Genomic DNA, 25,111 nt, shown 5'->3' on the forward strand with positions numbered 1-25,111 from the left:
TGTAGGTGGTACGTCGGTGCGTCATGCCATGCGTTCGACGCGATACAGGTAAGACGCCCGCATTCCCAAACGCATTCAACACGAGTCGGTGCTCACCGCAATCATGGTTTATGCTCTACGTCACAATTTGATCAAAGCCATCACGTTTTGCTATGATGTGTTGGCTGGTCAAACTGTGATATGCGCACCGAACAAAGGATGTTATGGAAACCACACAACTCTCATTTCTGAAACGACTCCTCGCTACCCCCGGCCCATCGGGCGATGAAGACCGGGCTGCACGAGTCTGGCGCAGTGAAGCACGAACATTTGCCGATCAGGTGTACAGTGATGTACTGGGAAACAGCTTTGCCGTGCTGGAAGGTAGTGGCCCACGGATTCTGCTGGCAGGTCATATCGATGAGATCGGGATCATGATCAGTCACATCGACGATCAGGGCTTTCTCTTCTTCAGCCCGATTGGCGGATGGGACCCCCAGGTACTGGTTGGTCAACGAGTGCGCTTATTGGGTCGGCACGGCGAAGTTATTGGGGTCATTGGCAAGAAGCCAATCCATCTGTTACAAGCCGATGAACGTCAGCAGGCTACAAAGATTGAACAGATGTGGATCGATATCGGTGTATCGAGCAAGAGTGAAGCGAGTGAATTGGTACAGGTTGGCGACGTAGGGGTCATCGATGCTCCGGTGTATGAGTTGCCGGGCGGTCGGATTGTGAGTCGCTCGATAGATAACCGGATCGGTGCCTTTACAGTGCTTGAGGCTCTGCGCTCGTTAAGCCAAAACCGGCCCAACGCCTGCATAGCCGCTGTTGCCACAACCCAGGAAGAGATTACCTTTGGCGGCGCTACCACCGCAGCCTTCAGCTTCGATCCCCAAATAGCGATTGTGGTTGATGTAACCTTCGCAACGGATCATCCGAATGCCGATCAACGACAGTGGAATACCGTAAAACTGGGTGGCGGCCCGGTGTTATCGCGCGGTTCGGCAAACAGCGGTCGGGTATTTCGCCGTCTGGTCGATCTGGCTGAACGTGAATCGATCCCGTACAGTGTGCAGATTTCACCACGCCATACCGGTACTGATGCCGATGCTATTCATCATGTGCGTAGTGGGATTGCAAGTGCGGTGATCTCCATTCCAAACCGCTATATGCACTCACCCAACGAGATGATCGCTCTCAGCGATGTTGAACACGCCATTCGCCTGATTACAGCTTTTGCACATTCAGTATCCAGCGTGAACGAATTTATTCCATCCGATGAATAAAAATTATAACGCACATCTTTATTTGCCTATCACCCTGTGGTACAATACGGGCTGCCGCGCCACCGTTGTCGCGGACGGCCAATGGGGGCCGTTTTTTACTCATTGTTGAGGAGAAGAATGTCATGGTCATGACAGATGTAGAACGATCTGCTGCTGCACCTTTTGAGAGCGCCGATTTGTTGAGCATCGTGCAACAGCACTTTGATCAGGCGGCTGATCTGCTTGATCTTCCGGCAAGTCTGCGTGGTATCCTACGCATTCCACAACGTGAGCTGACGGTAAACTTTCCGGTGAAGCGTGACGACGGACGCATTGAAGTCTTTCAGGGCTTTCGTGTTCAGCACAATCTGGCTCGCGGTCCAACGAAGGGTGGTATTCGCTACCATCCGTCAGTTACCCTCGATGAAACCCGTGCCCTTGCTATGCTGATGACCTGGAAGTGTGCGTTAGCCGGCTTGCCTTACGGCGGCGCGAAGGGGGCAGTTATCGTTGACCCCAAACAGCTTTCGCCAGGCGAAATTGAGCGCCTGACCCGCCGTTTTGCAACTGAGATCAGTGTCGTTATCGGCCCCGAACGCGATATTCCTGCCCCTGACGTGGGAACCAATCCGCAGGTGATGGCCTGGATTATGGATACCATTTCGATGCATCAGGGCCATACCGTTCCGGCGGTTGTCACCGGCAAGCCAATCAATATCGGCGGGTCTGAAGGTCGACGCGAAGCTACCGGTCGAGGGTTGACATATGTGTTGACGGCGGCAGCCCATCATCTGGGGCTGAATATTTCGGATATGCGGCTGGCAATTCAGGGTTGTGGCAATGTTGGCTCGACCGTTGCCCGCGAAGCAGTAGCGTTGGGGATGAAGGTTGTAGCCCTGAGTGACAGTCGCGGCGGAGTCTACAATCCTCACGGCCTTGATGTTGAAGCAGTGTTGGCGCATAAAGCGTACACGGGGAGTGTTGTTGGCGCCGTGAACGCCGATACCCTGACCAACGAAGAATTGCTGGAAGTGGAATGCGAGGTCCTGGTTCCGGCAGCGTTGAGTGGGGTTATTACTGCTCATAATGCCTGGCGAATCAAGGCACATATCATCGCTGAAGCTGCGAATGGGCCTACAACCAGGGCTGCCGATGCGATTCTGTATGATCGTGGGTGCGTCGTGATCCCAGATATTCTCGCCAATGCCGGTGGAGTCACGGTCAGCTATTTTGAGTGGGTGCAGGGTCTACAAGAATTCTTTTGGAGCGAACGTGAAGTGAACGCGCAATTGCGTCGGGTTATGACAAATGCGTTGCAACAGGTTCTGCGCGTATCGGCTGAACGCCAGGTCGATCTACGCACGGCATCGTATATGCTGGCGGTGCAGCGGGTTGCCGATGCTGTAACGACGCGCGGTATTTATCCGTAAAGTGATGAGCTATGGACGATCTTGATACGATAATAAACGATCTCGTTCCCCACCGCACAAATGGCCGACGTTTCTTGTCAGGTTTGTTGCTAGGACTGGCCGGCGGTGCTGGTGCTGCTGCGCTCCTCCTCCCCCGCAGTGGTCCGGAGTTGCGGAGGTTGCTACGTGAGCGGGGAATGGTGCTCCGTGGTCTCATTCGGCAGGTACTGACCGGTGAGCATCATCTGTAGCCAGTTTCGATCTTGCTGATGTTCGGTCGTGTTTGATTCCGCCGGTGAATACCGTGCGCACGTTCACTGCGATCTGTGGCCTGCGCTGCTTGCCTGCAAGCGCAGGCCATCGACTCGCTTTCGGTGAGTAGTCGATGACCGCTAGCGCACGCCGTGGCGGAAGACGCCCGTTACCTTTCCCGCAGCTCTCTTTTTTTGCCCACAGGAAGCGGAAAACGACGGTTAAAACAGTAGTGTGAATCTCTGCCTCTCCGACGTATCCCTATTTCCTCCCTGGCTGATGGATGGGAAACGTTGCTGACTTCATGCTCGTTGGGCAAGCGATGAGTTTTTGCAAAAATCCAACATTCTATCAACGTTCCGTAATCATCTGTGAGTGGTATACTGTGCACAGAATAGAGTTTCATTCTTGCATACAAGGAGGCGTCTATGCCATTCTTCTTCGATCCAACCTACTTGCTGTTTGCGGTGCCGGCGATGCTTTTCGCCCTCTGGGCCCAATTTCAGGTTCAGTCAGCATTTAATAAATGGTCACAGGTCGCCAACATGCGGCGGCTGAACGGGTTCGATGTTGCCCGAGTGCTGATGCGCAACGAGGGCCTTGATCACGTTGGCGTAGAGACCATTCCCGGCATGTTAACCGACCACTACGATCCTGCGAGCAAGGTGATCCGGCTTTCGGAAGGGTCGTTACAGCCTTCAGTCGCCGCGATGGCTATTGTTGCGCACGAGCTTGGTCACGCCGCACAAGACAAAGAGGGCTACGCATGGCTGCGCGTGCGTTCGGGTATCGTTGGTTTTGCCAACATCGGTTCGCAACTCGGTACCTGGCTCTTCTTCATTGGGATGCTGCTAGGCGCAGCTGGTGGCCGTGGTTTCGGCTTTCAACTGGCAGTGGTCGGTGTGATACTATTTAGCGCGGCAGTTGCCTTTACCCTGGTCACGCTGCCAGTTGAGTTTAACGCCAGTGCCCGTGCACGCGAGATGCTGCAACGAGCCGGTCTTGTGACGGTGCAAGAGGCTGAAGGTGTTAATGCGGTGCTTAATGCCGCAGCGTTGACGTATGTAGCCGCAGCAGCGCAGGCGATTGCGCAATTGCTCTACTTTGTGACCATTTTGATGCGACGGAGGGATTAATTCCATGACCGAAGAAGAGTTGCGGCGAAAGTTGGTCCACGGCTTGCTCAGCCTGGTGCTCAGCCTGGCAGCAGCCTGGCTGGCGACATACCTGACGAACAAGCTTCTTGGTGAGCCACCGAAGTCAGAGTCGCAAACCGTGTAATTCTACGACGGTGCACGGTGGAGTATCTGGCAGATTCACCGGCAACGGAACACATGTCTCCTTGCCGGTTTCCTTCGTTTTTAATGACCTGAAAAGGTGTTCCACCGCTGACGTTCGGTGCGCATATTTCTTCTGAAACATGCTCTCTACAACGTAGAGGACGGCTGATAGACCTCACTTCTTGTCAATTTCCTTTCCGCCTATGATGGGGGAAGGATACGCAGCATATCTCAGGCTTATTCAGGATGGTGCTATGAACACATCTTCGATCATCATTGGCATTGCCGGTGGCAGCGCCAGTGGCAAGACGAGTGTTGCCCAAGCGATCTTGCAGCGGGTCGGCGCTGACCGTATTGCCCATATCGACCACGACCGCTACTACAAGGACCTGAGCCATTTACCGCTCGAAGAACGGGCCAAATTTAACTTCGATCATCCCGACGCACTCGACAACGATTTGTTGGTCGCGCATCTCGATGCGCTCTGTGCCGGACAACCGGTTGATCTGCCAACCTACGACTATACAACCTATGTTCGCTTACCGCAGACCGAACGGCTCGAACCGCGACCGGTTATTCTAGTAGAAGGGATTTTGATCTTCTATGAGCCGGTATTGCGACGACGCATGCAGATTAAGTTGTTTGTTGACACCGATGCCGATCTGCGTTTTATCAGACGGCTGCGGCGCGACATTGCTGAACGTGGGCGTTCGGTTGATTCAGTGATCGAACAATATCTGAACACCGTGCGTCCAATGCACCTCGAATTCGTTGAACCGACAAAGCGATACGCCGATGTCATTTTCCCTGGGGGTGGACGTAATCCGATCGCAATTGATATGGTCGTTGCGCGGATTGAAGCAGCACTCCAGGCGATGGCTTGACGTGATACACAACTGAGAGCAAACTACTAGTAGAGAGGTAGTTGTGCTCAACATAGTACCTCACCTGCTGTTAGCCAGTACGGCAGGTTCGACGCCCGGCCAACGCTGAATTGAAAGGGAAGGATGGCTATTTTCGCCGTCGTCCTGGTAACAGTCGCCTGGATCAATGGACTATGGAGGTCACTGCCCTGGCGAATATCGATGAATTACCGCTCAGTTGGACACGTACCCATCTGACCAGACCACGCTGGCAGGCGATCAAACTGCCGCTTTCAGGGCTGACCTGGCTGGCATACGCTACGCTTCCCGCAACCTTCACGCTAACGCACCTGCAACGTGAATACTTTGCCAACTCGGGTCTCCTCTTGCGCGGCTGCCCCTCTAGTGTAGCCAGTACGTTAGCTGCAGCAGGTTGGGAAACGATTCGGGTGGGGATTGAAGGGATTATTGATCTAACGAGTGACAGTCTCTCCCGTCGGTCGATCCGCAAGATGACACGGGCTGCGCTCCGTTTTGGCAGCGTGATCGAAGTACCATGGAATCCCGCCGCAGTTGCTCGCCTACGCTGGCTGGCGCGGGAAGCTCGCTACGGTGAGCGACCACAACTGCGTTACCTTTTCCGCACTGTCTTTGAACCAGAAACCCGGCTGTTTGTATTTGTTGACAGAGCCGATGAATGGCAGGGGGCATTATTGCTGACGCAACCGACCCCGACAACTGCCGTTACCGAATTGATGTTGCGGCGAGTCACTGCTCCCTCTGGGATTATGGAAGCACTCTTTACCACCGCCGGGCAGCACCTTTACGCTGAAGGATGTCGGACATTCAGCCTCAATGAAGTACCTTTTTACCATCTTGAACAAGATTTACGTCCACTCGAACGGCTGGTCACACTGGTAGGACGCCAGATGACAGCGGTGTACAACGCTCATGGCCTCTACCGCTTCAAAGCCAAATTCGCCGACTTCTGGCGCCCTGTCTATCTCTGTGCGCGACCACGGCTCTCAATTCGCGCCCTTGTCGATCTCTTCACGGTATCTGGGTGTCTGGAACTGGCGGCCAGTGGTCTGTATCACCGACGGGCAGCGTAGGCAGACCAGACTGCCGACGTTGGAGCAGAAGCTGTTCGTATTCGTGCAATCGCTGTAACTGTCGTCGGTTGGGGCGGATAATGGGGCGTGCGAGGTGCAGCCTGGTCAACGCAGCACGAGAGCCGATACCGTAACGAGCCATGAGGTACGCCGCCGTCATCAGTGGTGCTCGTCCAACCCCGGCATGGCAATGGACGAAGACCGGTAACCTATCACTAATAGCCTGCGCGATAAAGTGCACGCCTTCGTCGAGTTGGTTCAGTGTTGGCGGATGGAAATCGGGCACCAACAGCCGTAAACTGCGCATGGGGAATGGTTCGACAAACGGATCGGCACGCTCGGCCTGGAGCGAGAGCACAGCCCGCACACCTAACTGATGGATCGCCGGCCACTGCCGGGGACTGAACTGACCGCCAACAAAGAGCATTGGGGTGACAGGCGAGATGTTAAGCCCGAAGAATCGTTGCCATTGGGTAGAAACGTAGTGCCGCAGTCGTCTCATCATAGGATTTCTCTGGTACAATACGACATTAGACTCTACAGGTATGGTAACACAGCTATGTGGCCATTTCGCAAACCGGTCGACCTCAACGCGACTACTACCCGTTCCAGCCAACCTGCCGATGTCACGGCAGTGAGTCATTTGTTTCGTGCTGCCGGTCGTCGCTTTCTGGCTACAAATGGCAGCGAACTGTACACCGCTGTCGAGGAAGGGCGGGCGACAGTACTACAATTTGGCGCTGACATCCTGGCAGTGGCTGTCTTGGGGAAGCCGTTCAATCACGTAACGTGGTTACGCGCTCTGGCCATCAACGAGCGAGTGCATCCTAAAGATGCCCTCAAACAGTTAGCGTCAGCACTCGACAACCTGGCTCGCGATCACGCGGTCACACATATCTACTATGCGGGTGATGAACAGTCCGATCAGTGGCTTCGTCCGCTCCTTACAGCGGCTGGCTACTATCATCAGACCGATGTCGTTGTTTATGAAAAGCGTGGCTGGGAAATACCGGCCAACGGTAATCCTGATGTGCAAGTTCGCCCTGCCCGTGCCGTTGATTTAGCTGAAGTGTTGCGACTCGATACGCGCTGTTTTGAACCACAATGGGTCAAAGACGAAGGTATCCTCGCGCCAGCAATTGCCGATGGTTCATTCTTTGTGATGGCTGAACTTAACGGACAGGTCGTAGGGTACAGTTACGCAACCAGCCATTTTGGCGGCAGGCTTGTGCATCTAGTGCGAATCGCCGTTGATCCAGAACAACGAGGACGTGGCATTGGTGTGCGGTTGCTGGCCGAGTTCGTAACCTATGCGGCAGAAACTGGCGCCGAGTTGCTCACTCTGAATACACAGGCGTACAACCATCATGCCCAGCGACTCTACCGCTGGTTCGGCTTCGTGCCGACCGGCGAGCGTCAGCCGGTGCTGTGTCGCTGGTTGTAGAGAGGGTGAACCGTGCCACCAAAAGTTGATCCGCGTGATTGGGAACGGCTGTTCAGCGGTCGCCGACGTCGCCGTGGGCCATTACGCACGCTCGTTACCGCGCTGGTTGGCGGCCTCTTGATCCTTGGCCTGATAAGTGCTGCCCCGTTTATCCTGCGTCAAATTGAAATCAGTCGTGAGGTTATGCGACCAACCCAGATCGCACTACAGACGCGCGAAGCGCGAGCGACAGCTCAGCGAACAGCTACCCAACAGTCCACACTGACACCGACCCCAATACCTTCCCCGACTGCAACGCCGCCGCCAATTATTGGTCGCGCACGGGTCATCAATGGCGGCAATATCCGCAGTGAACCACGCATCGCAGCAGAGACAGTCATCGGACAGGTCTGCGTTGGCGATCAGGTCGAGTTATTAGCCGAAGAGACGCTCGCCGGCAATAATCGCTGGTACCGGCTGCGCGTTGTCGCTACCGCCAACGATTGCGCACCGCAGCGGGTGAAGGCCGGGACGGAGGGATGGGTAAGTGCTACCCTGCTGAGCCAACCAGAGCCGTAATGACTATACTGTCGCCGCCACTCGCTCGTATACAGCCAGAGTTGCCTGGGCCGTTGCGCGCCACGAAAAGAGGGTCGCACGCTGTTGACCACGCTGACGGAGAAACTGGTACAGGGCAGGTGAACGTAGGACGCGCAAGATACCATCGGCAATTTCGTGCATGCTGTGCGGATCAACCGTGAGCGCCGCTTCGCCAACCACTTCTGGCAGACTGCCCGCATAGGCACAAACAACCGGTACACCACACGCCATTGCCTCAAGCGGTGGTAAGCCAAAACCCTCGTATGATGAAGGAAAGACAAAGAGCAGGGCGCCGCTGTAAAGTGCCGGTAGATCGTCATCACTTACATGAGAGAGCACTTTGACCCGCTCCTGCAAGCCGTACCCGGCAGCCATCACGGTCGGCAACGGGTAACGCGGATCGAACTTGCCGGCAACCACCAAGGTAGTATCAGACAGTGAGGGCGGCAATTCAGGCAACACGCGCTGCCAAGCCCGTAACAGACGGTCGATATTTTTGTGTGGCTTATTTGAGCCAACGAACAACACATAATGGCGCGGGACACCGTACCGCCGACGCATATCGGTAATCACATCAGGCGGCTGCGGGGCAAAGGCAGGAGCGGCAGCCAGCGGGGTAACAGCAATCCGCTCACGGGGGATACGCAAATGGAAGGCCAGATCATCCCGTGAGACCGACGAGATCGTAATCAATTGACGAGCACTCCGGGCGGCAAGACGCAATGCCAGCCGGTAGAAACGTCGTCCGTTTGGACTGAGGGTCTGCGGATACCGTAACGGCAATAGATCATAGATCGTTACTACCGAAGGGCAAGGGAGCAGGTATGGTTTGACAAGGTAGGGTGAATGGAGAAGATCAAGGTGTAACCGACCGGCAAGGAACGGGAGTTCGAGTTGTTGCGTCAAGGCAAAGGGTGAACTACGTACCGAAACAATTTCGACATGCGCATCGGTCAACGTCGGTAGTGTTTGCCCGATATTGGTGAACACAAACAGCCGATGCTGACCGGTGAGACGGCTCAGTTCGGGTAAGAGTGATGTTATATAGCGACCAATACCGGGAAAGTGGTCGCTGGCATAGCGAGCATCAAAGCCGATACGAAGCGATTGCATTGTGTTTCCATTATAACTGGATCGGCGCATGACATATCTGAACCCGATTCTCATTTGACAAGTCCATCATTCTAGGCGTATCATACAATTAGTTTATCTAACTAACTGTCTATGCCCATGGACGATCCGACAATTCGCAATGCCCAACGCCTGATCAAGCTGCTCGATTGTATGCGGGCAAAACAGCCGCGCAGCTCTCTCTTTGATCAGCTCAGCGAGTGGGGCTTATCAATATCGCACTTACGACTGCTCAGTCTCCTCGCACCTGATCGGGAAGTGTCGATGCGCGAACTGGCAGAGGCGCTTAACGTCAAACCACCATCGCTCACGGCATTGACCCGACGGTTGGTACAAACCGGTCTGATCGAGCGGCGGCCACACCCTGATGATAACCGGATCATTCTCCTCTCGCTGAGCAGTCGTGGCCGACAACTACACCACGATCTCGAAACCGAGCGATTGGCCCGTATGACCAAACTGCTGGCCGGTTTAAGCCATGCCGAACAGCAGGTATTTCTCGATCTGCTTGAACGGGCCATGCAGACATAGCGGAAACGATGGGCATGAGAACAGTTAGCACGTTTCTGAACATTCACGTGCCGACGATTCGCTGGCAACGGCAGAGGAGACGGTGAGCACCGTTGGCTACCGACTGCGGCGGCCCGGTCAAACAACAGCCCAACGGGTTTGCCGCTCACCTCAGCACAGGGCTAGCGGATTTCGTTTGCAAGTACGAAGAGTTTGTTTCAGACACGATGGTAGATCGACGTACTGAGAACACATAGGAACAAAGAGTCACGTATGCAGGTTCAACAGGGAATGTCTCGCTCGCCAGGGCGTCGACCGACTTCTGGCGCCTTACTCCGCGCCATCCGCTACCTCGGTAATCAGCGGCAGACAGTGCTGGTTGCTTACGGTTCGCTGGTTGTAGCCACCCTGGCGCAACTGGCCGTACCACAGTTGGTTCAGAACATGATCGATGCCGTGACACGCAGTGTTGTTGCGACGCGCATCTTGACCGAGGTGCCGGCGGCGTTTCAGGCAGCAGCCGCAGCACGGCTTGGTTTAACCATTGAGGAGTTACAGCGTAATGCGGCTCATGCGGAAGAAATTGTGATCAATGCAGCATTGCTCATTCTCGTATTTGCCGTCATGCGCGGAATCTTTTCGTTTTTACAGTCGTTCATGGCTGAGCGAACCTCGCATGGTCTAGCCTTTGATCTGCGAAATGCAATTTTCAGCAAGATTCAGCGCATGTCGTTCAGTTTCTACGACCGTAATCAGACCGGGCAACTCATGGTTCGCGCAACCGATGATGTCGAGCGCGTGCGGACATTTGTGGCGCAGGGATTAGTACTGGCTGCCCAGTCGTTTCTCCTCTTAATCGGCGCGTTGATCGTGCTAGCCTTTACAAACTGGCAATTAACACTTGTTATTGTGCCATTATTACCGCTTGCTCTGGCAATCTTTTTTATTTTCGGTCGGATCAGCCAGCCTTTATTTTTGGAAGTACAGAATCGCCTTTCGCGTCTGAATACCATTTTGCAGGAAAATATTGCAGGTATGAAGGTTGTCAAGGCATTTGCCCGCGAATCTTACGAAGAGGAACGGTTTGATCGGGCAGCTACTGCGCTGATGGAGCAACAGATTCGGGTAAATCGCATTTTCGCCTTTCTGTTTCCGGTTATATTTCTGATAGCACAATTGGGACAGGTAGCGATCCTCTATTTCGGTGGTCAGCAAATCTTGAACGGTACGCTTGCGCTTGGCGAGTATCAGAAGTTCAGCCTCTACCTGGTATACGTCTTTTTCCCACTCGGTCAGCTCGGTTTCATTATTGCGCTGCTGGCTCAGGCTGGTGCCTCTGCCGAACGAATCTTTGAGGTGCTCGATGCCCGAAGTGAGATTGTCGAGCGACCAGACGCGATCACGTTGCCACCCATCCAGGGCCGAGTCGAATTTCGCAATGTCACCTTCCGCTATTTCAACAGCAGTGCCCCCGTCTTGCAGAACGTAAGTTTCGTTGTTGAGCCAGGACAAACCGTCGCCTTGCTGGGAGCAACCGGTAGTGGTAAAACCTCGATTATCAATCTCATTCCCCGCTTCTACGATGTAAGTGAGGGGGCGGTGTTGATCGATGGGTACGATGTCCGTGAGGTAACAATTGATAGTCTGCGGAGTCAGATCGGTATTGTGTTACAAGAGACCAATCTCTTTAGTGGTACGATCCGCGAGAATATTGCGTTTGGCCGCCCTGATGCCAGTGACGAAGAGATTATTGCTGCTGCAAAGGCTGCGGCAGCTCACGACTTCATCACGAGTTTTCCCGACGGTTATAACACACGGGTGGGTGAACGCGGAATGACACTCTCTGGCGGGCAAAAACAGCGGATCGCGATTGCCCGTGCATTATTGCTGAATCCACGGCTGCTTATTCTCGATGATAGTACCAGTAACGTTGATGTTGCAACTGAAGCGTTGATCCAACGTGCTCTTGACCGTTTGATGCGAGGACGCACTAGTTTCGTCATTGCACAGCGGATCAGTACGGTGCGGAATGCCGATTTGATCCTCGTGCTCGATAAAGGACGGTTGGTTGCCAGCGGCACGCATGCCGAGTTGATGGAACAAAGCCCGATCTACGCCGAAATCTATACGTCGCAGTTAGTCGAAGATGCACCATTACCATCACCAAATGGCCAGACTGGAGAAGGAGCAACAACGCTATGATGGGAGGACTTGGTGGCCCCGGTCGAATGCTCAACACCGAGGTACAGAAGCCGAAGAATGTGCTGGCAACTATTGCATGCTTCTGGACCTACTTTTATCCATACTGGCCTGCCATCGTACTGACGTTGATCACCATTACAGCCAGTGCTCAGTTGCAGGTCACCGCACCGGAATTGATCGGACAGGCAGTTGATTGTTATCTCTTCCCACGGGCCGATGCCTGTTGGTATACCACTATTGACCCGGCAGCCACAAATGCTGACCGACTAGGTGGGTTGACCGGCCTGGTCGGGTTGTTGCTGGTTGTATTTATCGGTGGTGCACTGTTGCAGGGTGTAGCCTTCTTCAGTATGAACTGGGTTGGTCAACGCGCTTTGCGTCAGATCCGTGAAGATGTATTTGCCCATATTCATCGTCTTTCGCTCGGATATTTTGCCCGTAACGAAGCGGGTAATGTCATGAGCCGAATCACTAGCGATACCGATACGATACAGCAAGCGCTCAGTTTCGCACTGTTGAGTGTGGTCAACGGCATACTGCAAATTGGTCTCACCATCAATGCCATGGTGCAAAGCAATCTGCCGTATGCGCTCATCAGTCTGAGTGTCTTGCCATTGATGATCCTAGCGACCTTCTACTTTTCGACCCAGGCCCGTCGTGCGTTTCGAGCCAGCCGCCAACAGATGGGTAACGTCAATGCCGGTTTGCAAGAGAGTATAGCCGGTGCCCGCGAAGTGCAGGCCTTTAACCGTGAAGCCGAGAGTATTGCCCAGTTTGAACGGGCCAACGCTGCAAATCGTGACGCAAATATTCGAGCGGCGAGCTTTACCAGCGCCCTAAACCCGGTACTTGAAGCGCTCGGTTATGTCGCCATTGCGCTCGTGGTCGTTGTCGGTTCGATCAGTGTCCTGCGCAATGCCCCACTCTTCGGAACAGCGGTTATCTCGTTGGGCACAATTTTTGCCTTCATCCAGTATGTCCAGCGCTTCAATCAGCCGATTCAACAAATCGCCTCGTTGTGGACAAACGTACAGAATGCGATTGCCGGTGGCGAGCGGATCTTTGGTTTGCTTGATGTCAAGCCCGACCTGGTTGATGCGCCGCAGGCCTATCCGTTACCACCGATCAAAGGACGAGTGGTCTTTGACCGGGTATGGGCAGAATATAAGCCGGGTGAGCCGGTCCTGCGTGATGTGAGTTTCGTTGCTGAACCAGGTCAGACTATCGCCATCGTTGGGCCTACCGGTGCCGGTAAAACAACGCTGGTCAATCTGATCCCACGGTTCTACGACGTAAGCGCCGGAGCGGTGACGATTGATGGTCACGATGTGCGTAACGTAACGAGTGCCAGCCTGCGTTCCCAGATCGGTATTGTGCTGCAAGACACCTTCTTGTTCGCCGATACGGTGATGAACAATATCCGCTATGGCCGACTCACAGCGACCGATGATGAAGTCATCGCAGCAGCCCAACTGGTTGGCGCCCACGAGTTTATCGAGCGTCTACCCGAGGGGTACCAAACCGTGCTTGGCGAACGGGGCACCGGTCTCAGTCAAGGACAGCGCCAGTTGATCGCAATTGCCCGTGCTGCGCTGGCCAACCCTCGTATTCTGATCCTCGATGAAGCTACCAGCAGTGTTGACACCCGAACGGAACGGATCATTCAGCGGGCCTTTGACCAGTTACTGGCAGGACGAACGAGTTTTGTGATCGCCCACCGGCTGAGTACCATTCGTAATGCCGATCTGGTGCTGATGGTGAAAAATGGCCAAATTGTCGAACGCGGTACTCATCACGAACTGCTGGCCCAGCGTGGCGCATACTATGAGCTGTATCAACAGCAATTCGCCAGCGGTGTAGAGACGGTCTCATGAAGCCTGTCTTGAGGCACATGTGACCGTCACATCGCGAATCAGCGGGAAATGATTGGCAGATAGCGATCATACGCTATTGGGAGACCGGTTATCAGTGGAAAGGCAATACCACCAGATGGTGCTGTAGTAACGCCACCAATACCGACCGGAAGATCGCTTGCCAGCCAGGAACGGATAAATCCGCTCCAGGGATCGGTTTGCCCACGGTATAGCAGCGATTCAACCAGCACTGGCTGCGTACCGAACAGTGAGCGATGAGGGAAGAACTCGGCGAGACCGGCGCCAGGCGGGAGCGAGGGGATGCCAATCTCTTCGGCGGCGTTGCGTCGGGTTGCCAACACGAGTGGCGTACTCCCTCCTAGCGCATTGGAAAGGTTAATAGTCGCGGTACGTACTGCGGCCAGATTACTATCCTGGAGTACCGGTGCATTGGCCAGCGCTGCTGTGAAATCACCCAGATCGACAAAGGCATCTTCGGGCACCGACCAGCGTTGACCGGTAGGATCGGGGATTGCATCGGCCAGACCATTCCCAGAACTATCGTACACCGTACTCCTGGATCGCACTTCCAGTAACGATAACTGAATGACGGCTGCGCGCTCATTCCAAATTTGCTGCAATGCAGTAGCGAGATCATCACGCGCTGACCGCACCTCATCGGCGCGATCCAGATCAAGTGCCGTCAAAGCGTATTCGCGCAACACACCATCTGAGCGCACAGCGTTACTATAGATCGTAGGAAGATCAACGGCAACTGCACGAGGATTGTCGCCATCACTTGCCGTTAATCGGCTAAGCACGCGGTGAATCCAGGCTGTGCGCCAGATATTGCCGGGCGGAGCAACCAGATAATCGGCTGACGGCGCCAGCGCCAGCGCCGTGTTTAGGTTCGCCATCAACGGTGCCTGGAAGAGCACCAGATCGATCCGCTTTTCGGCGGCTATTGTTGCCTCGCGCAGCGCAACACCGAGATCGGTAATAGCCATTGCTGGCGTAGCGGCGACCGACTCATCATTGCCAAAACCAAAAGCTGGATGAGCTGGACCAACCAGGATCAGCATAGTACGCGCAGCCGGAAATTCGCTTAAACCAAACCTCACAAATTCACGGAGGGTAGCCGGTTCGGCACTGTTCGGTTCAAACTGGCGCCGACAATCGACTGAGCTACCCCGGAATGCACAAATTTGACCTCCGGTGATCCCATAAGCATCGTAGAACGTCACAATTGAGAAATCGGGATAGGCAGCCGCCAGTGTACGCAAGCGTTCTAACTCGAAATCAGGCCGGGCCACGACGCTGGTACGTAACGGATCGCCAAGCGCGTTATCGGCAGCAACATAGATCAGGATTGTCCAACGCACTGGATCGGCGCCAGCAGGCAACCCTTCATTGTCAATCACCTGCACCGGTAGCGAAGCCGGCGCCGAAAGAAACGTGATTGTGCGCTCAGCGAAGCTGTAGCCATACGCCGGCAGGGTTTCTGTCCCCCGCCGATCCAGAACCTTAACATACCAGCGGTAAGGATGACCATAGCGCAGGGGCATGGTATCTACAATGGAAGGAACGAGATCGACGTATGGCTCAGCAGCAGTTAAAGGCGGACTACACCACTGGGGTGGCAAGCCGGTTTCAGGGATGAACAGAGTTGGGTCGTAGAGACATATCTGATACTCTTCACCATCAATTGATCGCGGCTCAAACAGGAAGCGCACTGGCGAATCATCATTCAGGACGAGCCGGGCATTGGGTTGCGGATCAAGCAGGTGCGGTGAACTGAGTTCCAAGTCGAGATCGGTTCTCTCATCACCAGCCCCTAACTCAGTAACGACCGGCCCTGCCAACACGCTCAACCGTTGTCCATCACGACGGTTGACCAGTGGTTGATTGACAAACCAGACCTGGTATGCTGCACCAGCAGACAGAGGTGGCACGCTGAACTGATAACGAAACCCGTCATCGGTAGCTACTACCTGAGCTGTTGCAACGACACTCCGACTAGTTGTATCGGAGCGCACGAGCAAAATCTGAACATCGCGCAAATCGGGCGACTCACGATTGCTTTGGGTAACGCGACCACTAAGGGTAGCAAGGTTTCGCGAACAAAGCTGCACTTCAATGTCATCGAACGAGATCGCCAGCCCTGTACCATCATTAACACCCCGCATTGTTATGATTAACTGTGCGGCCCTTTGCTCGACGAGGGGCGTAATATCGGTCGCCGCCCAGGAGAAACTCCGCCAATTGCCATCGGCTTTTCCGGCCAGCGGAATATCTACTGCAAAGACCCGCCCGGTCGGTGTCGGATCATCAGGCACATTGAGGGCAATCGTCACCGTATCGTTCGGGCCAAGAGCACCTGGTACGATCCGGTAGCGGATCGTACCAATGATCTGTTCAGCCGCCGAGGGAACAGTAAACCGTTGCCTAAACGCATCAACATCTGTACTGACATCGCCATCACCATCGTCATCTTCGACCAGATAGATTGCCTGGGGTGCAGAAAACACACGGGCACTGACGGTTGTGAAGAGTACTTCGTTTCGTACCGCTTGCCATGGCGACGACGACCGTGGCCGACTGATCGTTGAGTCCTCGATCACATCAGTACAAATCAAATTACTAGGGGTAGGTGGTGGCTCGGTGCTTACGGCTGCAAGCCGCGATGGCCAACCGACCATCACCAGGATAGTACAGGTAAACAGGCCGATCCAACGCAACCAGAACGCAACCGATCGGCTTGAAGTCTGGTACAATAGAGCGACCATGCGCCACAACTCCACTGGAGGCGATATGACCGAATTACATCATCTCACCGTTACCGCCGCACACGCAGCGCTCGCTGCTGGCGACATCACAGCGGTAGAACTTACTGAAGCCTGTCTTGCGCGGATCAACGCCACCGAACCACTGATTCGCGCATTTCTGCACCTCACACCAGAGATTGCTCTGGATGCGGCACAAGCCGCCGATGAACGACGTCGGCAAGGTCGATCACTCGGCCCGCTTGACGGCATCCCGATTGCAATCAAGGATGTTATTTGCACCAATGGTATCCCAACCACTGCCGGTTCACGCATTCTGGCGGGGTTTCGCCCACCTTATAATGCCACTGTTATCGAACGACTCCTGGCTGCCGGTGCCGTGTTGATCGGGAAACTCAACTGCGACGAGTTCGCGATGGGTTCAAGCACCGAAAACAGTGCTTACCAGATCACGACCAATCCGTGGGATCGGACGCGGGTTCCTGGCGGTAGTAGCGGCGGTAGTGCAGCAGCCGTCGCTGCCGGACAGGTACCGGCCACCTTGGGAACCGACACTGGCGGCTCGATCCGCCAACCGGCCGCACTCTGCGGCATCAGTGGTCTCAAGCCAACGTATGGCCGGGTCAGCCGCTACGGTCTGATCGCTTACGGCTCATCACTCGACCAGATCGGGCCAATGGCCTGGACGGTCGCCGATCTAGCGTTGCTAATGAATGTGATTGCCGGGCACGATCCGCGTGATGGTACCAGTGCTCCTATCACTCCCCCCGATTACACGACGGCCCTTACCGGTGATATTCGCGGGTTGCGTATCGGTATTCCCCGTGAGTACTTCGTTGAAGGAATGGAACCGGGTGTCGAAGCTGCGACCCGCACGGCCATTGAGGTGCTGCGCGAGCTAGGTGCCACGCTGGTAGAGGTCTCGCTCCCGCACACCAGATATGCCTTACCTACATACTACATCATCGCACCCGCCGAAGCTAGTGCGAATCTGGCCCGATTTGACGGAGTGCGCTATGGCTTCCGTGCTGAGGGTGAAACGATGTGGGAACAGATCGAGCAGACACGGGGCCAGGGTTTCGGCCCGGAAGTACGACGACGTATTATGCTCGGTACGTATGCGCTTTCAGCCGGCTACTATGACGCTTACTACCGTCGCGCCCAGCAGGTACGCACACTCATCAAACGTGACTTCGAGCACGTGTTCGCGGAAGTTGATGTCCTGGCAACCCCCACCTCACCGACGGTCGCTTTCCCTATCGGTCAAAAGATCAACGATCCGTTAGCGATGTATCTGAGCGATGTCTGTACGCTGCCGATCAATCTGGCCGGTGTGCCGGCACTGGTAGTACCTTGCGGGTTCAGTGAAGGACTACCGGTAGGTCTTCAATTGATCGGGCGACCTTTTGATGAGGCAACCCTGCTGCGCGTTGGTGATGCCTATCAGCGTGCGACTGAATGGCACACCTATCGCCCTGATCTGCCTGCATAGACACAGCGATAGCGGGTAGGAGCGAGAAGTTGCGGGATCAGTGGTAGCAACGAATCCCCAACTCAATGTTCGCCCTACCCAACCAAAGTGATAACATTGGAGCGAGCGCAGCAGCAACGGGTTCCCAACCCACTTATAGCGATACCCTCTCACGGAACACCTGTTGGTCAGCGTACAGGAGGGGTATTTCCCCCTCTTTTCAACCACGCTTGGGGGAAATAATGTGCTGATGCGCCACACCATGCGTTGTCAGGCGCCGAACCTGCGGACTAGCGGTCTGCACTCCCAGGGAAATAGGGAATGTCGGAATCTGTTGTGAGGCATGGTACAATAAGGTATCTCCGTGCTGATACTGATGAGATACGCAATGAGTCAACCTGAACCGAATCAAGTCCCACCAACTGTTACTCAATCACTTAAACCGCCAGGCTCACAACCACGAAGTTGCCTTCGCCAGATCACCGGATTCATCGGCTGGTTATTCACGCTGATCATTGCGGTCGCATTGACTCTGACCGTTGCAGGTGGCTTCCTCTACTGGGTGGGTGTTGATCTGACAACGCCACAGCAGATTCGCCAGGCCAGCACCGGTATGCAGACGTTGCAAATGGTAGCGACCGATCAGGCGGTCAAGATTCATCAATTGCAGACAACGCAGGCCCAACTTGTTGGCGAGCTAGGGAGTGCACGAGAGCGGATCGACGAACTAGAAGTACAGGCTAGCGAACTGGCAGTTGTTGCCACAACCCAGGCTAGCTACGCCGCAACCGCGGTGGCACTGGGGCGTTCACTTCAGACAGCCGTTGCTGAAAATGGGGCGCTACAAGATCAATTTCGTGAGGGGCAAGTGCTGGTAGCGGTAGTAGCAACTGTACAGGCTACGCAGAACGAGCGGATTCGAGAAGTTGAGCGGCGGAGTGAGCGGCTGATTCGCTTTCTCAATCGCCTGAGCGACATTGCTGGCGATACCGCCGATGACGTAGCCTCACCCACACCGACCAGTATCACCCCAATACCCCCAACACCGACTATGACCGCGCAGGCAACACCAACACCGTAACGTGAACAGCGGTACTGCACCCACTTAAGGGCCTATCCGAATAATCGTCTCACGGTACGGCGGATACAACCTGATAGATGTACGGGCGCAGCGACGCTGCGCCCCAACCGAATCTTCTTCTGCGACAGGGTATTCCGGATAGGCACTTAAGGCCTATCTGCATACCCGTCTCACGTGCAACGGATGCACCCCATCGATAGATGTAGAAGCGTCCCAACCGATCTCTGTCTGCGACTAGTACGGGGCGAGGCGGTACCTCACCCCTACCAGTACCTCGCCAATCGGCTCGACCGTGCCTACCCTGCATGCCCGCATCGCAGGGGATACGGGCACTGTGCCCCGACCAGTCTTCTGCTGCGAAAGGACACTTCGGATAGACTCTAATCACGCCCGATAGCAGCTTCGGTCAAGAAACGTACCATCTGCTCAATCGAACGTCGAGCACGGGCAAGTGCCAGTGTCATATCGGCCAGCACAGCCTCGGCCAACAAAAAATTAGACTGGTGATTCTGGCGCAAGGTCGGAAACAGGTCTTGGGCCGCTTCAAGATTTTGGATCGCCTCTGCAAGAGCGTGTTCGCTATCGTCACGCTGACGGGCAGCGACCATCGGCCAGCGGCCATGGATTTCGGTGCCGCGCACGATGACCAGGTAGCGACGCATACGTTCGGTGCAGGTCAAGGCATCGCACACGGCACGTTCGGCAGTAACGATCAGTATCCGACACAGGTGAGGGTTGCGGCTCAGTTCGTTACGCACCTCATCCAGCGTACTCCGGGCCTGCAGGATGTGCTGAGCCGCCTCTTCCGCTATGCGGATCAACTCGACCCTCTCGGTCTCCAGTTCGGTTGGCCAGCGGCGTGGTATCGTCGGCATAATCAATCGCGCTCCTTCGTGGTCGACGCAGGTACTCTTCGGTTGCTTGCTGGCGCAGAATGTTTTCGCCCAGTTGCCAGAGGATGATCGGAATGCCTGCGGCGACAAAACTACGCCAGACCAGCTCTTCATAGCGGCGCCAGTCAAGATGGCCCAAACGACGGGCAGCCAGCGCAACTGGCGCCAGCGAGAGAACAACCCCGCCGGCGACCTCGGCCCAGAGGTGATCAGGCAGTACGGTTGGAAAACGACGCTGAAGCAGACTTAGCGTTGCAGCATAGACAGACGATAGCCCTATAACCTGTAGAGGAAGTTGTACTGTCAGATGATCGGCTTCGGTCACGGTGTTGATCGTGGCGTTGTCATTCACTGCTCGCATTGCGGGGTTCCTTTCAGGTTCTTGTCAGGTATCATTCTAGCACGATTCGGCAAACTTGTCCAGTATTTAGGTTGTTACTGGGTTGTTATTATACGCTTCTTAGTTGTCTTCTGGCAATCTCATCCGTTACTCCTGATGAATATCGGCGCTCATGACACCTCCTTGTTCTGGTTGACCGACTCAGTTCGCAATCATCATACTACAAATTGTAGTAAAATCAAGCCCCCATCAGCAGACCGTAAAACATGGCTAGACAACTCGAATATTATATGCTATAGTAACATTGGTGAAGCCAGTAAGCTCCCAATAAGCACCCTGAAACTGGTGAAGTTGCTGTTGACATGCGAGGGAACCATGCTCCTTGGTACGTGGTATACGCTGCTCGATAACAGTGGCCGCTTTACAATCCCGACTCCGCTGCGACCGTTGCTTCAGCCCGGTATGATTATCACCCGTGGGTTTGACCGCTGTTTACAACTCTGTCCAGAACCGTTCTGGCGTGGGCTAGCGCAACGGGTAAATAATCTCACCCTCAGCGGCGACGACGAACGCTGGGTTCGTCGGTTGTTGTTTGCCGAAGCTATGGTCTTGCGGCTAGATGACCAGGGAACGATTACCCTCAGCGAAGCCCTGCGCGGCTATGCCGGTATCGACCGTCAGGTAGTGTTGATTGGAATGGATCAGTATCTGGAGGTGTGGAATCCTGAACGATGGCAAGAATGCCAGGCTACGCTGGTAGCAGCAACCGGACGTTGGTCACGGCGTGACTGGGATATGGCCGTATCGTTACGCGATGGTTTTTCTTTATGATCGTATTTACTACAATATGTAGTAAAACGATGCAACGGTTGTTCATGTCGTGTTCTACTCTTACCACGCCTTGCTGGTCACCGTTGAGAACGAGAATCGTGGGGAGTCAAGCCCGAGCAACACGACCGACGGTGATTATTTTTTGTCGCCAAAATTACTACATACCATAGTAGAAAGGAAATGACTCATGACCATCTCAAGCCGATCTATGCTCTATTCCACGCTAAGCCGACCAACCACCAGCGCTGCGATTGCCCGTCAGCGCCTACGCAGCACACTGCAACTTGATCGGCGCGCGACCCATGACCCTCGTCTCGATCAGCAGTTGCTGAGTACGCTGCTGGGCGCGGACGTACCTCATGCATCGCGGCAAGAATGAAGTGTGGGACGCTTATCATCATTGTTGTGCTATGACGAACACAATGGCTGAATGGTGGTTCGTGGCCAGGATGTACACCGATTTGTTCGGATTGTTGTTGTTCTGGTTGTTTTCCAGGTGGCAGGTACTGGTGATCACCTTCAGCCCGCTCTCCTTCCCGCTCATTACTTTGATTCGGCGACTGCTACGTATGAGATCAATATACCAGCCCGTCTTACTTTCAATTGATTTTAGTTCGTATCAGCGCGGATTCTTTGTGCGCTGGGAAGCCAGTGAGGTGATCGATATTACTCAGAGCCAAATGCCAATGCCGATTGCCGAAGCCGATCTTCCCCTCGTATTGCGGGCCCTTGATGTTCTGCAAGACCCGGCATACCCGCATCCGTGGACAGCAGCACAGGAAGCGGTGTTCAGGTTCACCCAGAGCGAACAGGATCGCTTACGTGAACTCGATTTTTGGGACGATGATTGGCGTGTTCCGCCCGATTTACCGTACCGGGTCGGACGCCGTCTCTTTCGAGCGCTGACGCACGATAAGCGCGGCGCCGAGGCCCTGAAGATCGTGCGAGCCTATGCGCTGGCAGTTGATCGTCCGTTGCTGATTTCGTGTCACTTCAATGCCCATGCTCCGGCTGATGTCGCCTTGGCATCACTACCATGGGAGCTGCTTTGGGCCGATGAACCGACGCCACTCTTAGCCGAACGGCGCTTGGCAGCAACGATTGAGCGTCGTCTGAAGCATACCGGTCCGCCACCGGCACATGTACCGGGGCTAGGGGCGCTGCGCATTCTAGCACTTTCACCACAGGCTGGCATTCCACCCGAACTACGCCAGATCGAGCGGAGTGCACGAATGCATGCCCTGCAACCGCTCCTCGAACGAAACCTGGCAGAAATACGTGAGCTGAGTCCTGTTTCGCGCCGCGAACTGGAACGGGTCGTTCGCGAGTGGTCACCCGATGTGATCCACTATTACGGTCACGGACGGTATGAAGAGGGCAGTGGGGCACTACTGCTCGACAGTGAACGTGGTGGGGAAGAGTGGATACCGTCCGGGGCATTAGCGGCTGCTCTGGGTAGCGTGCGAATGGTTGTATTGCATGCCTGTCAGGGCGCCATGACCACCCCAGGCCCGAATCTGCTTGGTAGTGTGGCCCCTGCACTCAGTCTGGCCGGGGTACCGGTCGTGATCGGCATGCAGTTTACTATTCGTGCCGATGCCGCAACCCGCATTGCCAGCATTGTGTACGCCGGACTGGCACAGGGGCGCAGTGTTCAGGAAGCACTGGCGGCGGCCCGCATCGCATTGTACGTCAGTGAGACGGATCAGGTGTCATGGTTTGTACCGGCCCTGTACGTGCGTAGCCGGAGCCAGGGGCCAGTCTATGTACGACCACCGAGCGATCAGCCGCCAGCACTGACGCTTGGCTCCCGTCAGACACCACGTATTCGCCGTCTGCGTATCCAGGAAGAGTGGGCACGTCAACGTCATCATCATCGCAGTGAATGATTCGAGAATACCTATTCCAGGATCAGGTGAGGCATGTATCAGATTGAATGGGTTGGGATGCTCCGCAATCATTTCAAACCGGGCACCCCGGATCGTATTCGCATGATCGTGTTGCATGCGACCGCCGGTACCTACCCTGGCGATCTGAAATGGTTGCGTCAGGGTGGTGCACCGGGACGTGAAGTTTCGGTACATTACTACATCAACAAAAGCGGTCAGATTTTCCAACTAGTTGCCGATCGCGATATTGCCTGGCACGCTGGTATAAGCCGTTGGGAGGTCGATGGACGCACGGTTATCGGGTGTAATGAAGTGTCATTAGGGATCGAGTTAGAGAATCGCAACGACGGACGCGATCCTTATCCGCCCGAACAGTACGCCGCAGCATGCTGGCTGACCCGCGAGCTAGCGCAGAAGTATCAGATTCCGCCGCATCAGGTAGTACGCCACCTTGACATCTCGCCCGGTCGGAAGACCGATCCGGCCGGGTTTCCCTGGCAACGCTTTCTTGCCGAGGTCTTTGCTGATCTCCCCGGTCAGCCGGCGTTACCGCCAGCCGAACAGTTGCAGCAACATATGCTCGATGTTGCATACCGGGCCGCCGGCAGTGGTCTTCCTGCCAACTGGCCCTTCTTTACCGTAGCGCGCACGACTCATCTGGGGATGCCGGTGACTTCATTGGTGGCCCGTCCACCGGCGCCACGGCCAGCATCGGCGCCTGATGATCGCGAACGGGTGTTGTCACTCCCAGATGGCACGCGCTATCTGGTTGAGGTATACGCACGTGATGCGCTGTTTGCGGCCGTTTGCCCCGATGATACGATACGCACCGATGAGCCAGTTCGACGGTTGAGCGATATTCCAGCCAGCCCACAACGCCTGACCTTGCTGGAAGCCATCTTCCGAGCGGCCGATCCGATCAACGGCTTCCAGCCAGGCTGGGCATTTCACCAATATTTTCTCGCTCATGTCGGTGAACTTGGCATGCCGATCAGTCACAATCATCGGCTGACGCTGGCTCCAGGCTGGAATGTTGCCTGCCAGCATTTCGCCCTCGATAGCCTTTGCTCGCCGGTTGGTCAATGGCAAATTATCTACCGCCTCAGTGAAATCCGTCGTGCGGCAGCAGGTGAAATACTGCTCGCCGGTATAAGCCGCGACCGGGCAGCGCAATTAGCGCACCTCATCCTCGATGATCTCTTCACCTTACGTACCGGGCGACGGTATCAGGCAGATGCGGCACTGGTACGCTATGCACTCGATGAGGAATTAGGCGCACCACTTGGTCAGGCCGAAACTGCGCTGATTGCTGGCGTGCCGATGGCACTGATGCCCTTCGCGCTCGATGTGGTTGCCTGTCGATTGCCAACCCCTGATTGGCCACTCGACCAACCATTACCGCCCGGTCATCCGTTTGGCCGGTTAACAACCCTGCTTGGCCCACGTCGTCAGTTCACGAGCGGCATTGTCCGCTTGTCACGGCTCGGTCATCAATTTGGCTCACTGCCGGTCATCAGAAACCAGCCCGTCTTGGGGCCACCGCGGCAGCATCGACCACTGATCGACGTCAGCTTGTTTGCCGGTGATGGTGAGCTGCGGCGACGTGCCATTGACACCATCCTGGTAGTGCCAGCACCAGGGCCAGCAAGCCTTTCACTATGCAACGCACACATCGAGGCGCGCTGGCACTACTATATTGATCATACTGGAACCATTTTTCGGTTACGGAATGAACGCTACGTGGCACGTGCTGCACGCGGTATTGGTCTACCTGCCGAACAACTCGACCAGCGCGCACTGGTGATCGCTGTCGAAGGATCGCTCGATCACACTCCACCAGTGCTACGGCAGGCAGTGCGCACGCTGGTACGATGGCTGCAACGACATTTTCAGATCGGTCACGATCGGGTGCGATCAGGTAGTCTGACAGGTGATTCTTAG

The 25,111-nt window shown here is 55.2% G+C and carries 23 protein-coding genes; 18 read left to right on the forward strand and 5 right to left on the reverse strand.

What is annotated here, in order from left to right; genetic code table 11:
• Positions 1-203: 203 nt before the first annotated feature.
• The 7 genes from QTO31_RS01330 to QTO31_RS01360 all read left to right on the forward strand — a co-directional run bounded on the left by QTO31_RS01330 (position 204) and on the right by QTO31_RS01360 (position 6,163).
• Positions 204-1,268, forward strand: a complete 1,065-nt coding sequence (locus QTO31_RS01330) for a M42 family metallopeptidase (RefSeq protein WP_301427859.1) — start codon at positions 204-206, stop codon at positions 1,266-1,268.
• A 122-nt stretch (positions 1,269-1,390) separates the two neighbouring features.
• Positions 1,391-2,677, forward strand: coding sequence for a Glu/Leu/Phe/Val family dehydrogenase (locus tag QTO31_RS01335; RefSeq protein ID WP_031459585.1), 1,287 nt, complete (start codon positions 1,391-1,393; stop codon positions 2,675-2,677).
• Positions 2,678-2,688: 11 nt separating this feature from the next.
• On the forward strand, positions 2,689-2,907 hold the full coding sequence (locus tag QTO31_RS01340) for a hypothetical protein (protein WP_031459584.1): 219 nt from the start codon (positions 2,689-2,691) through the stop codon (positions 2,905-2,907).
• A 429-nt stretch (positions 2,908-3,336) separates the two neighbouring features.
• Positions 3,337-4,044 (forward strand): zinc metallopeptidase, encoded by a 708-nt coding sequence (locus QTO31_RS01345; protein WP_031459583.1) that lies wholly within the window; start codon positions 3,337-3,339, stop codon positions 4,042-4,044.
• A gap of 4 nt (positions 4,045-4,048) precedes the next feature.
• A complete protein-coding gene (locus tag QTO31_RS01350; protein WP_012257572.1) occupies positions 4,049-4,189 on the forward strand; it encodes a hypothetical protein in 141 nt (46 codons plus the stop codon).
• Positions 4,190-4,442: 253 nt separating this feature from the next.
• A complete protein-coding gene (gene udk, locus QTO31_RS01355) occupies positions 4,443-5,072 on the forward strand; it encodes a uridine kinase (RefSeq protein ID WP_031459582.1) in 630 nt (209 codons plus the stop codon).
• A gap of 173 nt (positions 5,073-5,245) precedes the next feature.
• Complete coding sequence (locus tag QTO31_RS01360) at positions 5,246-6,163, forward strand: phosphatidylglycerol lysyltransferase domain-containing protein (protein WP_301427860.1); 918 nt, start codon at positions 5,246-5,248, stop codon at positions 6,161-6,163.
• On the opposite strand, the gene QTO31_RS01365 is transcribed toward QTO31_RS01360, so the two are convergent.
• Positions 6,102-6,668, reverse strand: coding sequence for a dual specificity protein phosphatase family protein (locus QTO31_RS01365; RefSeq protein WP_301427861.1), 567 nt, complete (start codon positions 6,666-6,668; stop codon positions 6,102-6,104). The genes QTO31_RS01360 and QTO31_RS01365 overlap by 62 nt on opposite strands.
• 54 nt (positions 6,669-6,722) lie before the next feature.
• On the opposite strand from QTO31_RS01365, the gene QTO31_RS01370 reads away from it, so the two are divergent.
• Positions 6,723-7,607, forward strand: a complete 885-nt coding sequence (locus tag QTO31_RS01370; protein ID WP_031459579.1) for a GNAT family N-acetyltransferase — start codon at positions 6,723-6,725, stop codon at positions 7,605-7,607.
• A 12-nt stretch (positions 7,608-7,619) separates the two neighbouring features.
• The gene (locus QTO31_RS01375; protein ID WP_031459578.1) at positions 7,620-8,165 is read left to right on the forward strand and encodes an SH3 domain-containing protein; all 546 of its coding nucleotides are present in this window, start codon (positions 7,620-7,622) and stop codon (positions 8,163-8,165) included.
• A gap of 3 nt (positions 8,166-8,168) precedes the next feature.
• On the opposite strand, the gene QTO31_RS01380 is transcribed toward QTO31_RS01375, so the two are convergent.
• Entirely contained in the window at positions 8,169-9,299 is a 1,131-nt protein-coding gene (locus tag QTO31_RS01380; RefSeq protein WP_301427862.1) for a glycosyltransferase family 4 protein, read from the reverse strand.
• A gap of 111 nt (positions 9,300-9,410) precedes the next feature.
• On the opposite strand from QTO31_RS01380, the gene QTO31_RS01385 reads away from it, so the two are divergent.
• The 3 genes from QTO31_RS01385 (at position 9,411) to QTO31_RS01395 (ending at position 13,903) form a co-directional block, all read left to right on the forward strand.
• Positions 9,411-9,848 (forward strand): MarR family winged helix-turn-helix transcriptional regulator, encoded by a 438-nt coding sequence (locus QTO31_RS01385; RefSeq protein ID WP_031459576.1) that lies wholly within the window; start codon positions 9,411-9,413, stop codon positions 9,846-9,848.
• Between the two features lie 252 nt (positions 9,849-10,100).
• Positions 10,101-12,029: an ABC transporter ATP-binding protein gene (locus QTO31_RS01390; RefSeq protein ID WP_301427863.1), complete on the forward strand. Its 1,929-nt coding sequence runs from the start codon at positions 10,101-10,103 to the stop codon at positions 12,027-12,029.
• A complete protein-coding gene (locus tag QTO31_RS01395) occupies positions 12,026-13,903 on the forward strand; it encodes an ABC transporter ATP-binding protein (protein WP_301427864.1) in 1,878 nt (625 codons plus the stop codon). Before QTO31_RS01390 ends, QTO31_RS01395 begins: the two co-directional genes overlap by 4 nt.
• Positions 13,904-13,941: 38 nt before the next feature.
• On the opposite strand, the gene QTO31_RS01400 is transcribed toward QTO31_RS01395, so the two are convergent.
• Complete coding sequence (locus tag QTO31_RS01400; protein WP_301427865.1) at positions 13,942-16,668, reverse strand: clostripain-related cysteine peptidase; 2,727 nt, start codon at positions 16,666-16,668, stop codon at positions 13,942-13,944.
• A 25-nt stretch (positions 16,669-16,693) separates the two neighbouring features.
• Between QTO31_RS01400 and gatA the strand changes: the two genes are divergently transcribed.
• Both gatA and QTO31_RS01410 read left to right on the forward strand, forming a co-directional pair.
• A complete protein-coding gene (gatA, locus tag QTO31_RS01405; RefSeq protein ID WP_301427866.1) occupies positions 16,694-18,157 on the forward strand; it encodes an Asp-tRNA(Asn)/Glu-tRNA(Gln) amidotransferase subunit GatA in 1,464 nt (487 codons plus the stop codon).
• Between the two features lie 367 nt (positions 18,158-18,524).
• Complete coding sequence (locus QTO31_RS01410; protein ID WP_301427867.1) at positions 18,525-19,217, forward strand: hypothetical protein; 693 nt, start codon at positions 18,525-18,527, stop codon at positions 19,215-19,217.
• A 380-nt stretch (positions 19,218-19,597) separates the two neighbouring features.
• Here the strand turns inward: QTO31_RS01410 and QTO31_RS01415 are convergent, their stop codons facing one another.
• Both QTO31_RS01415 and QTO31_RS01420 read right to left on the reverse strand, forming a co-directional pair.
• Positions 19,598-20,092, reverse strand: coding sequence for a hypothetical protein (locus QTO31_RS01415; RefSeq protein ID WP_031461413.1), 495 nt, complete (start codon positions 20,090-20,092; stop codon positions 19,598-19,600).
• Entirely contained in the window at positions 19,977-20,471 is a 495-nt protein-coding gene (locus tag QTO31_RS01420) for a hypothetical protein (protein ID WP_051871228.1), read from the reverse strand. The genes QTO31_RS01415 and QTO31_RS01420 overlap by 116 nt, the downstream gene beginning before the upstream one ends.
• A gap of 354 nt (positions 20,472-20,825) precedes the next feature.
• Between QTO31_RS01420 and QTO31_RS01425 the strand changes: the two genes are divergently transcribed.
• The 4 genes from QTO31_RS01425 (at position 20,826) to QTO31_RS01440 (ending at position 25,111) form a co-directional block, all read left to right on the forward strand.
• The gene (locus tag QTO31_RS01425; protein ID WP_031461411.1) at positions 20,826-21,281 is read left to right on the forward strand and encodes a division/cell wall cluster transcriptional repressor MraZ; all 456 of its coding nucleotides are present in this window, start codon (positions 20,826-20,828) and stop codon (positions 21,279-21,281) included.
• Between the two features lie 187 nt (positions 21,282-21,468).
• Positions 21,469-21,660, forward strand: coding sequence for a hypothetical protein (locus QTO31_RS01430; RefSeq protein WP_031461410.1), 192 nt, complete (start codon positions 21,469-21,471; stop codon positions 21,658-21,660).
• Between the two features lie 31 nt (positions 21,661-21,691).
• A complete protein-coding gene (locus QTO31_RS01435) occupies positions 21,692-23,170 on the forward strand; it encodes a CHAT domain-containing protein (protein ID WP_301427868.1) in 1,479 nt (492 codons plus the stop codon).
• Positions 23,171-23,203: 33 nt separating this feature from the next.
• Complete coding sequence (locus QTO31_RS01440) at positions 23,204-25,111, forward strand: N-acetylmuramoyl-L-alanine amidase (RefSeq protein WP_301427869.1); 1,908 nt, start codon at positions 23,204-23,206, stop codon at positions 25,109-25,111.

This window comes from Chloroflexus sp. MS-CIW-1 (assembly GCF_030444705.1).
Taxonomy (GTDB): Bacteria; Chloroflexota; Chloroflexia; order Chloroflexales; family Chloroflexaceae; genus Chloroflexus.

What these genes read in the sequence shown, in the direction of transcription:
- QTO31_RS01340 (WP_031459584.1), top strand. Translation starts at nt 2,689, where the DNA reads ATGGACGATCTTGATACGATAATAAACGATCTCGTTCCCCACCGCACA.
- QTO31_RS01395 (WP_301427864.1), top strand. Translation starts at nt 12,026, where the DNA reads ATGATGGGAGGACTTGGTGGCCCCGGTCGAATGCTCAACACCGAGGTA.
- gatA (WP_301427866.1), top strand. Translation starts at nt 16,694, where the DNA reads ATGACCGAATTACATCATCTCACCGTTACCGCCGCACACGCAGCGCTC.
- QTO31_RS01330 (WP_301427859.1), top strand. Translation starts at nt 204, where the DNA reads ATGGAAACCACACAACTCTCATTTCTGAAACGACTCCTCGCTACCCCC.
- udk (WP_031459582.1), top strand. Translation starts at nt 4,443, where the DNA reads ATGAACACATCTTCGATCATCATTGGCATTGCCGGTGGCAGCGCCAGT.
- QTO31_RS01335 (WP_031459585.1), top strand. Translation starts at nt 1,391, where the DNA reads ATGGTCATGACAGATGTAGAACGATCTGCTGCTGCACCTTTTGAGAGC.
- QTO31_RS01380 (WP_301427862.1), bottom strand. Translation starts at nt 9,299, where the DNA reads ATGCAATCGCTTCGTATCGGCTTTGATGCTCGCTATGCCAGCGACCAC.
- QTO31_RS01425 (WP_031461411.1), top strand. Translation starts at nt 20,826, where the DNA reads ATGCTCCTTGGTACGTGGTATACGCTGCTCGATAACAGTGGCCGCTTT.
- QTO31_RS01385 (WP_031459576.1), top strand. Translation starts at nt 9,411, where the DNA reads ATGCCCATGGACGATCCGACAATTCGCAATGCCCAACGCCTGATCAAG.
- QTO31_RS01350 (WP_012257572.1), top strand. Translation starts at nt 4,049, where the DNA reads ATGACCGAAGAAGAGTTGCGGCGAAAGTTGGTCCACGGCTTGCTCAGC.
- QTO31_RS01415 (WP_031461413.1), bottom strand. Translation starts at nt 20,092, where the DNA reads ATGCCGACGATACCACGCCGCTGGCCAACCGAACTGGAGACCGAGAGG.
- QTO31_RS01390 (WP_301427863.1), top strand. Translation starts at nt 10,101, where the DNA reads ATGCAGGTTCAACAGGGAATGTCTCGCTCGCCAGGGCGTCGACCGACT.
- QTO31_RS01370 (WP_031459579.1), top strand. Translation starts at nt 6,723, where the DNA reads ATGTGGCCATTTCGCAAACCGGTCGACCTCAACGCGACTACTACCCGT.
- QTO31_RS01435 (WP_301427868.1), top strand. Translation starts at nt 21,692, where the DNA reads ATGACGAACACAATGGCTGAATGGTGGTTCGTGGCCAGGATGTACACC.
- QTO31_RS01365 (WP_301427861.1), bottom strand. Translation starts at nt 6,668, where the DNA reads ATGATGAGACGACTGCGGCACTACGTTTCTACCCAATGGCAACGATTC.
- QTO31_RS01410 (WP_301427867.1), top strand. Translation starts at nt 18,525, where the DNA reads ATGAGTCAACCTGAACCGAATCAAGTCCCACCAACTGTTACTCAATCA.
- QTO31_RS01360 (WP_301427860.1), top strand. Translation starts at nt 5,246, where the DNA reads ATGGAGGTCACTGCCCTGGCGAATATCGATGAATTACCGCTCAGTTGG.
- QTO31_RS01440 (WP_301427869.1), top strand. Translation starts at nt 23,204, where the DNA reads ATGTATCAGATTGAATGGGTTGGGATGCTCCGCAATCATTTCAAACCG.
- QTO31_RS01430 (WP_031461410.1), top strand. Translation starts at nt 21,469, where the DNA reads ATGACCATCTCAAGCCGATCTATGCTCTATTCCACGCTAAGCCGACCA.
- QTO31_RS01400 (WP_301427865.1), bottom strand. Translation starts at nt 16,668, where the DNA reads ATGGTCGCTCTATTGTACCAGACTTCAAGCCGATCGGTTGCGTTCTGG.
- QTO31_RS01345 (WP_031459583.1), top strand. Translation starts at nt 3,337, where the DNA reads ATGCCATTCTTCTTCGATCCAACCTACTTGCTGTTTGCGGTGCCGGCG.
- QTO31_RS01420 (WP_051871228.1), bottom strand. Translation starts at nt 20,471, where the DNA reads ATGCGAGCAGTGAATGACAACGCCACGATCAACACCGTGACCGAAGCC.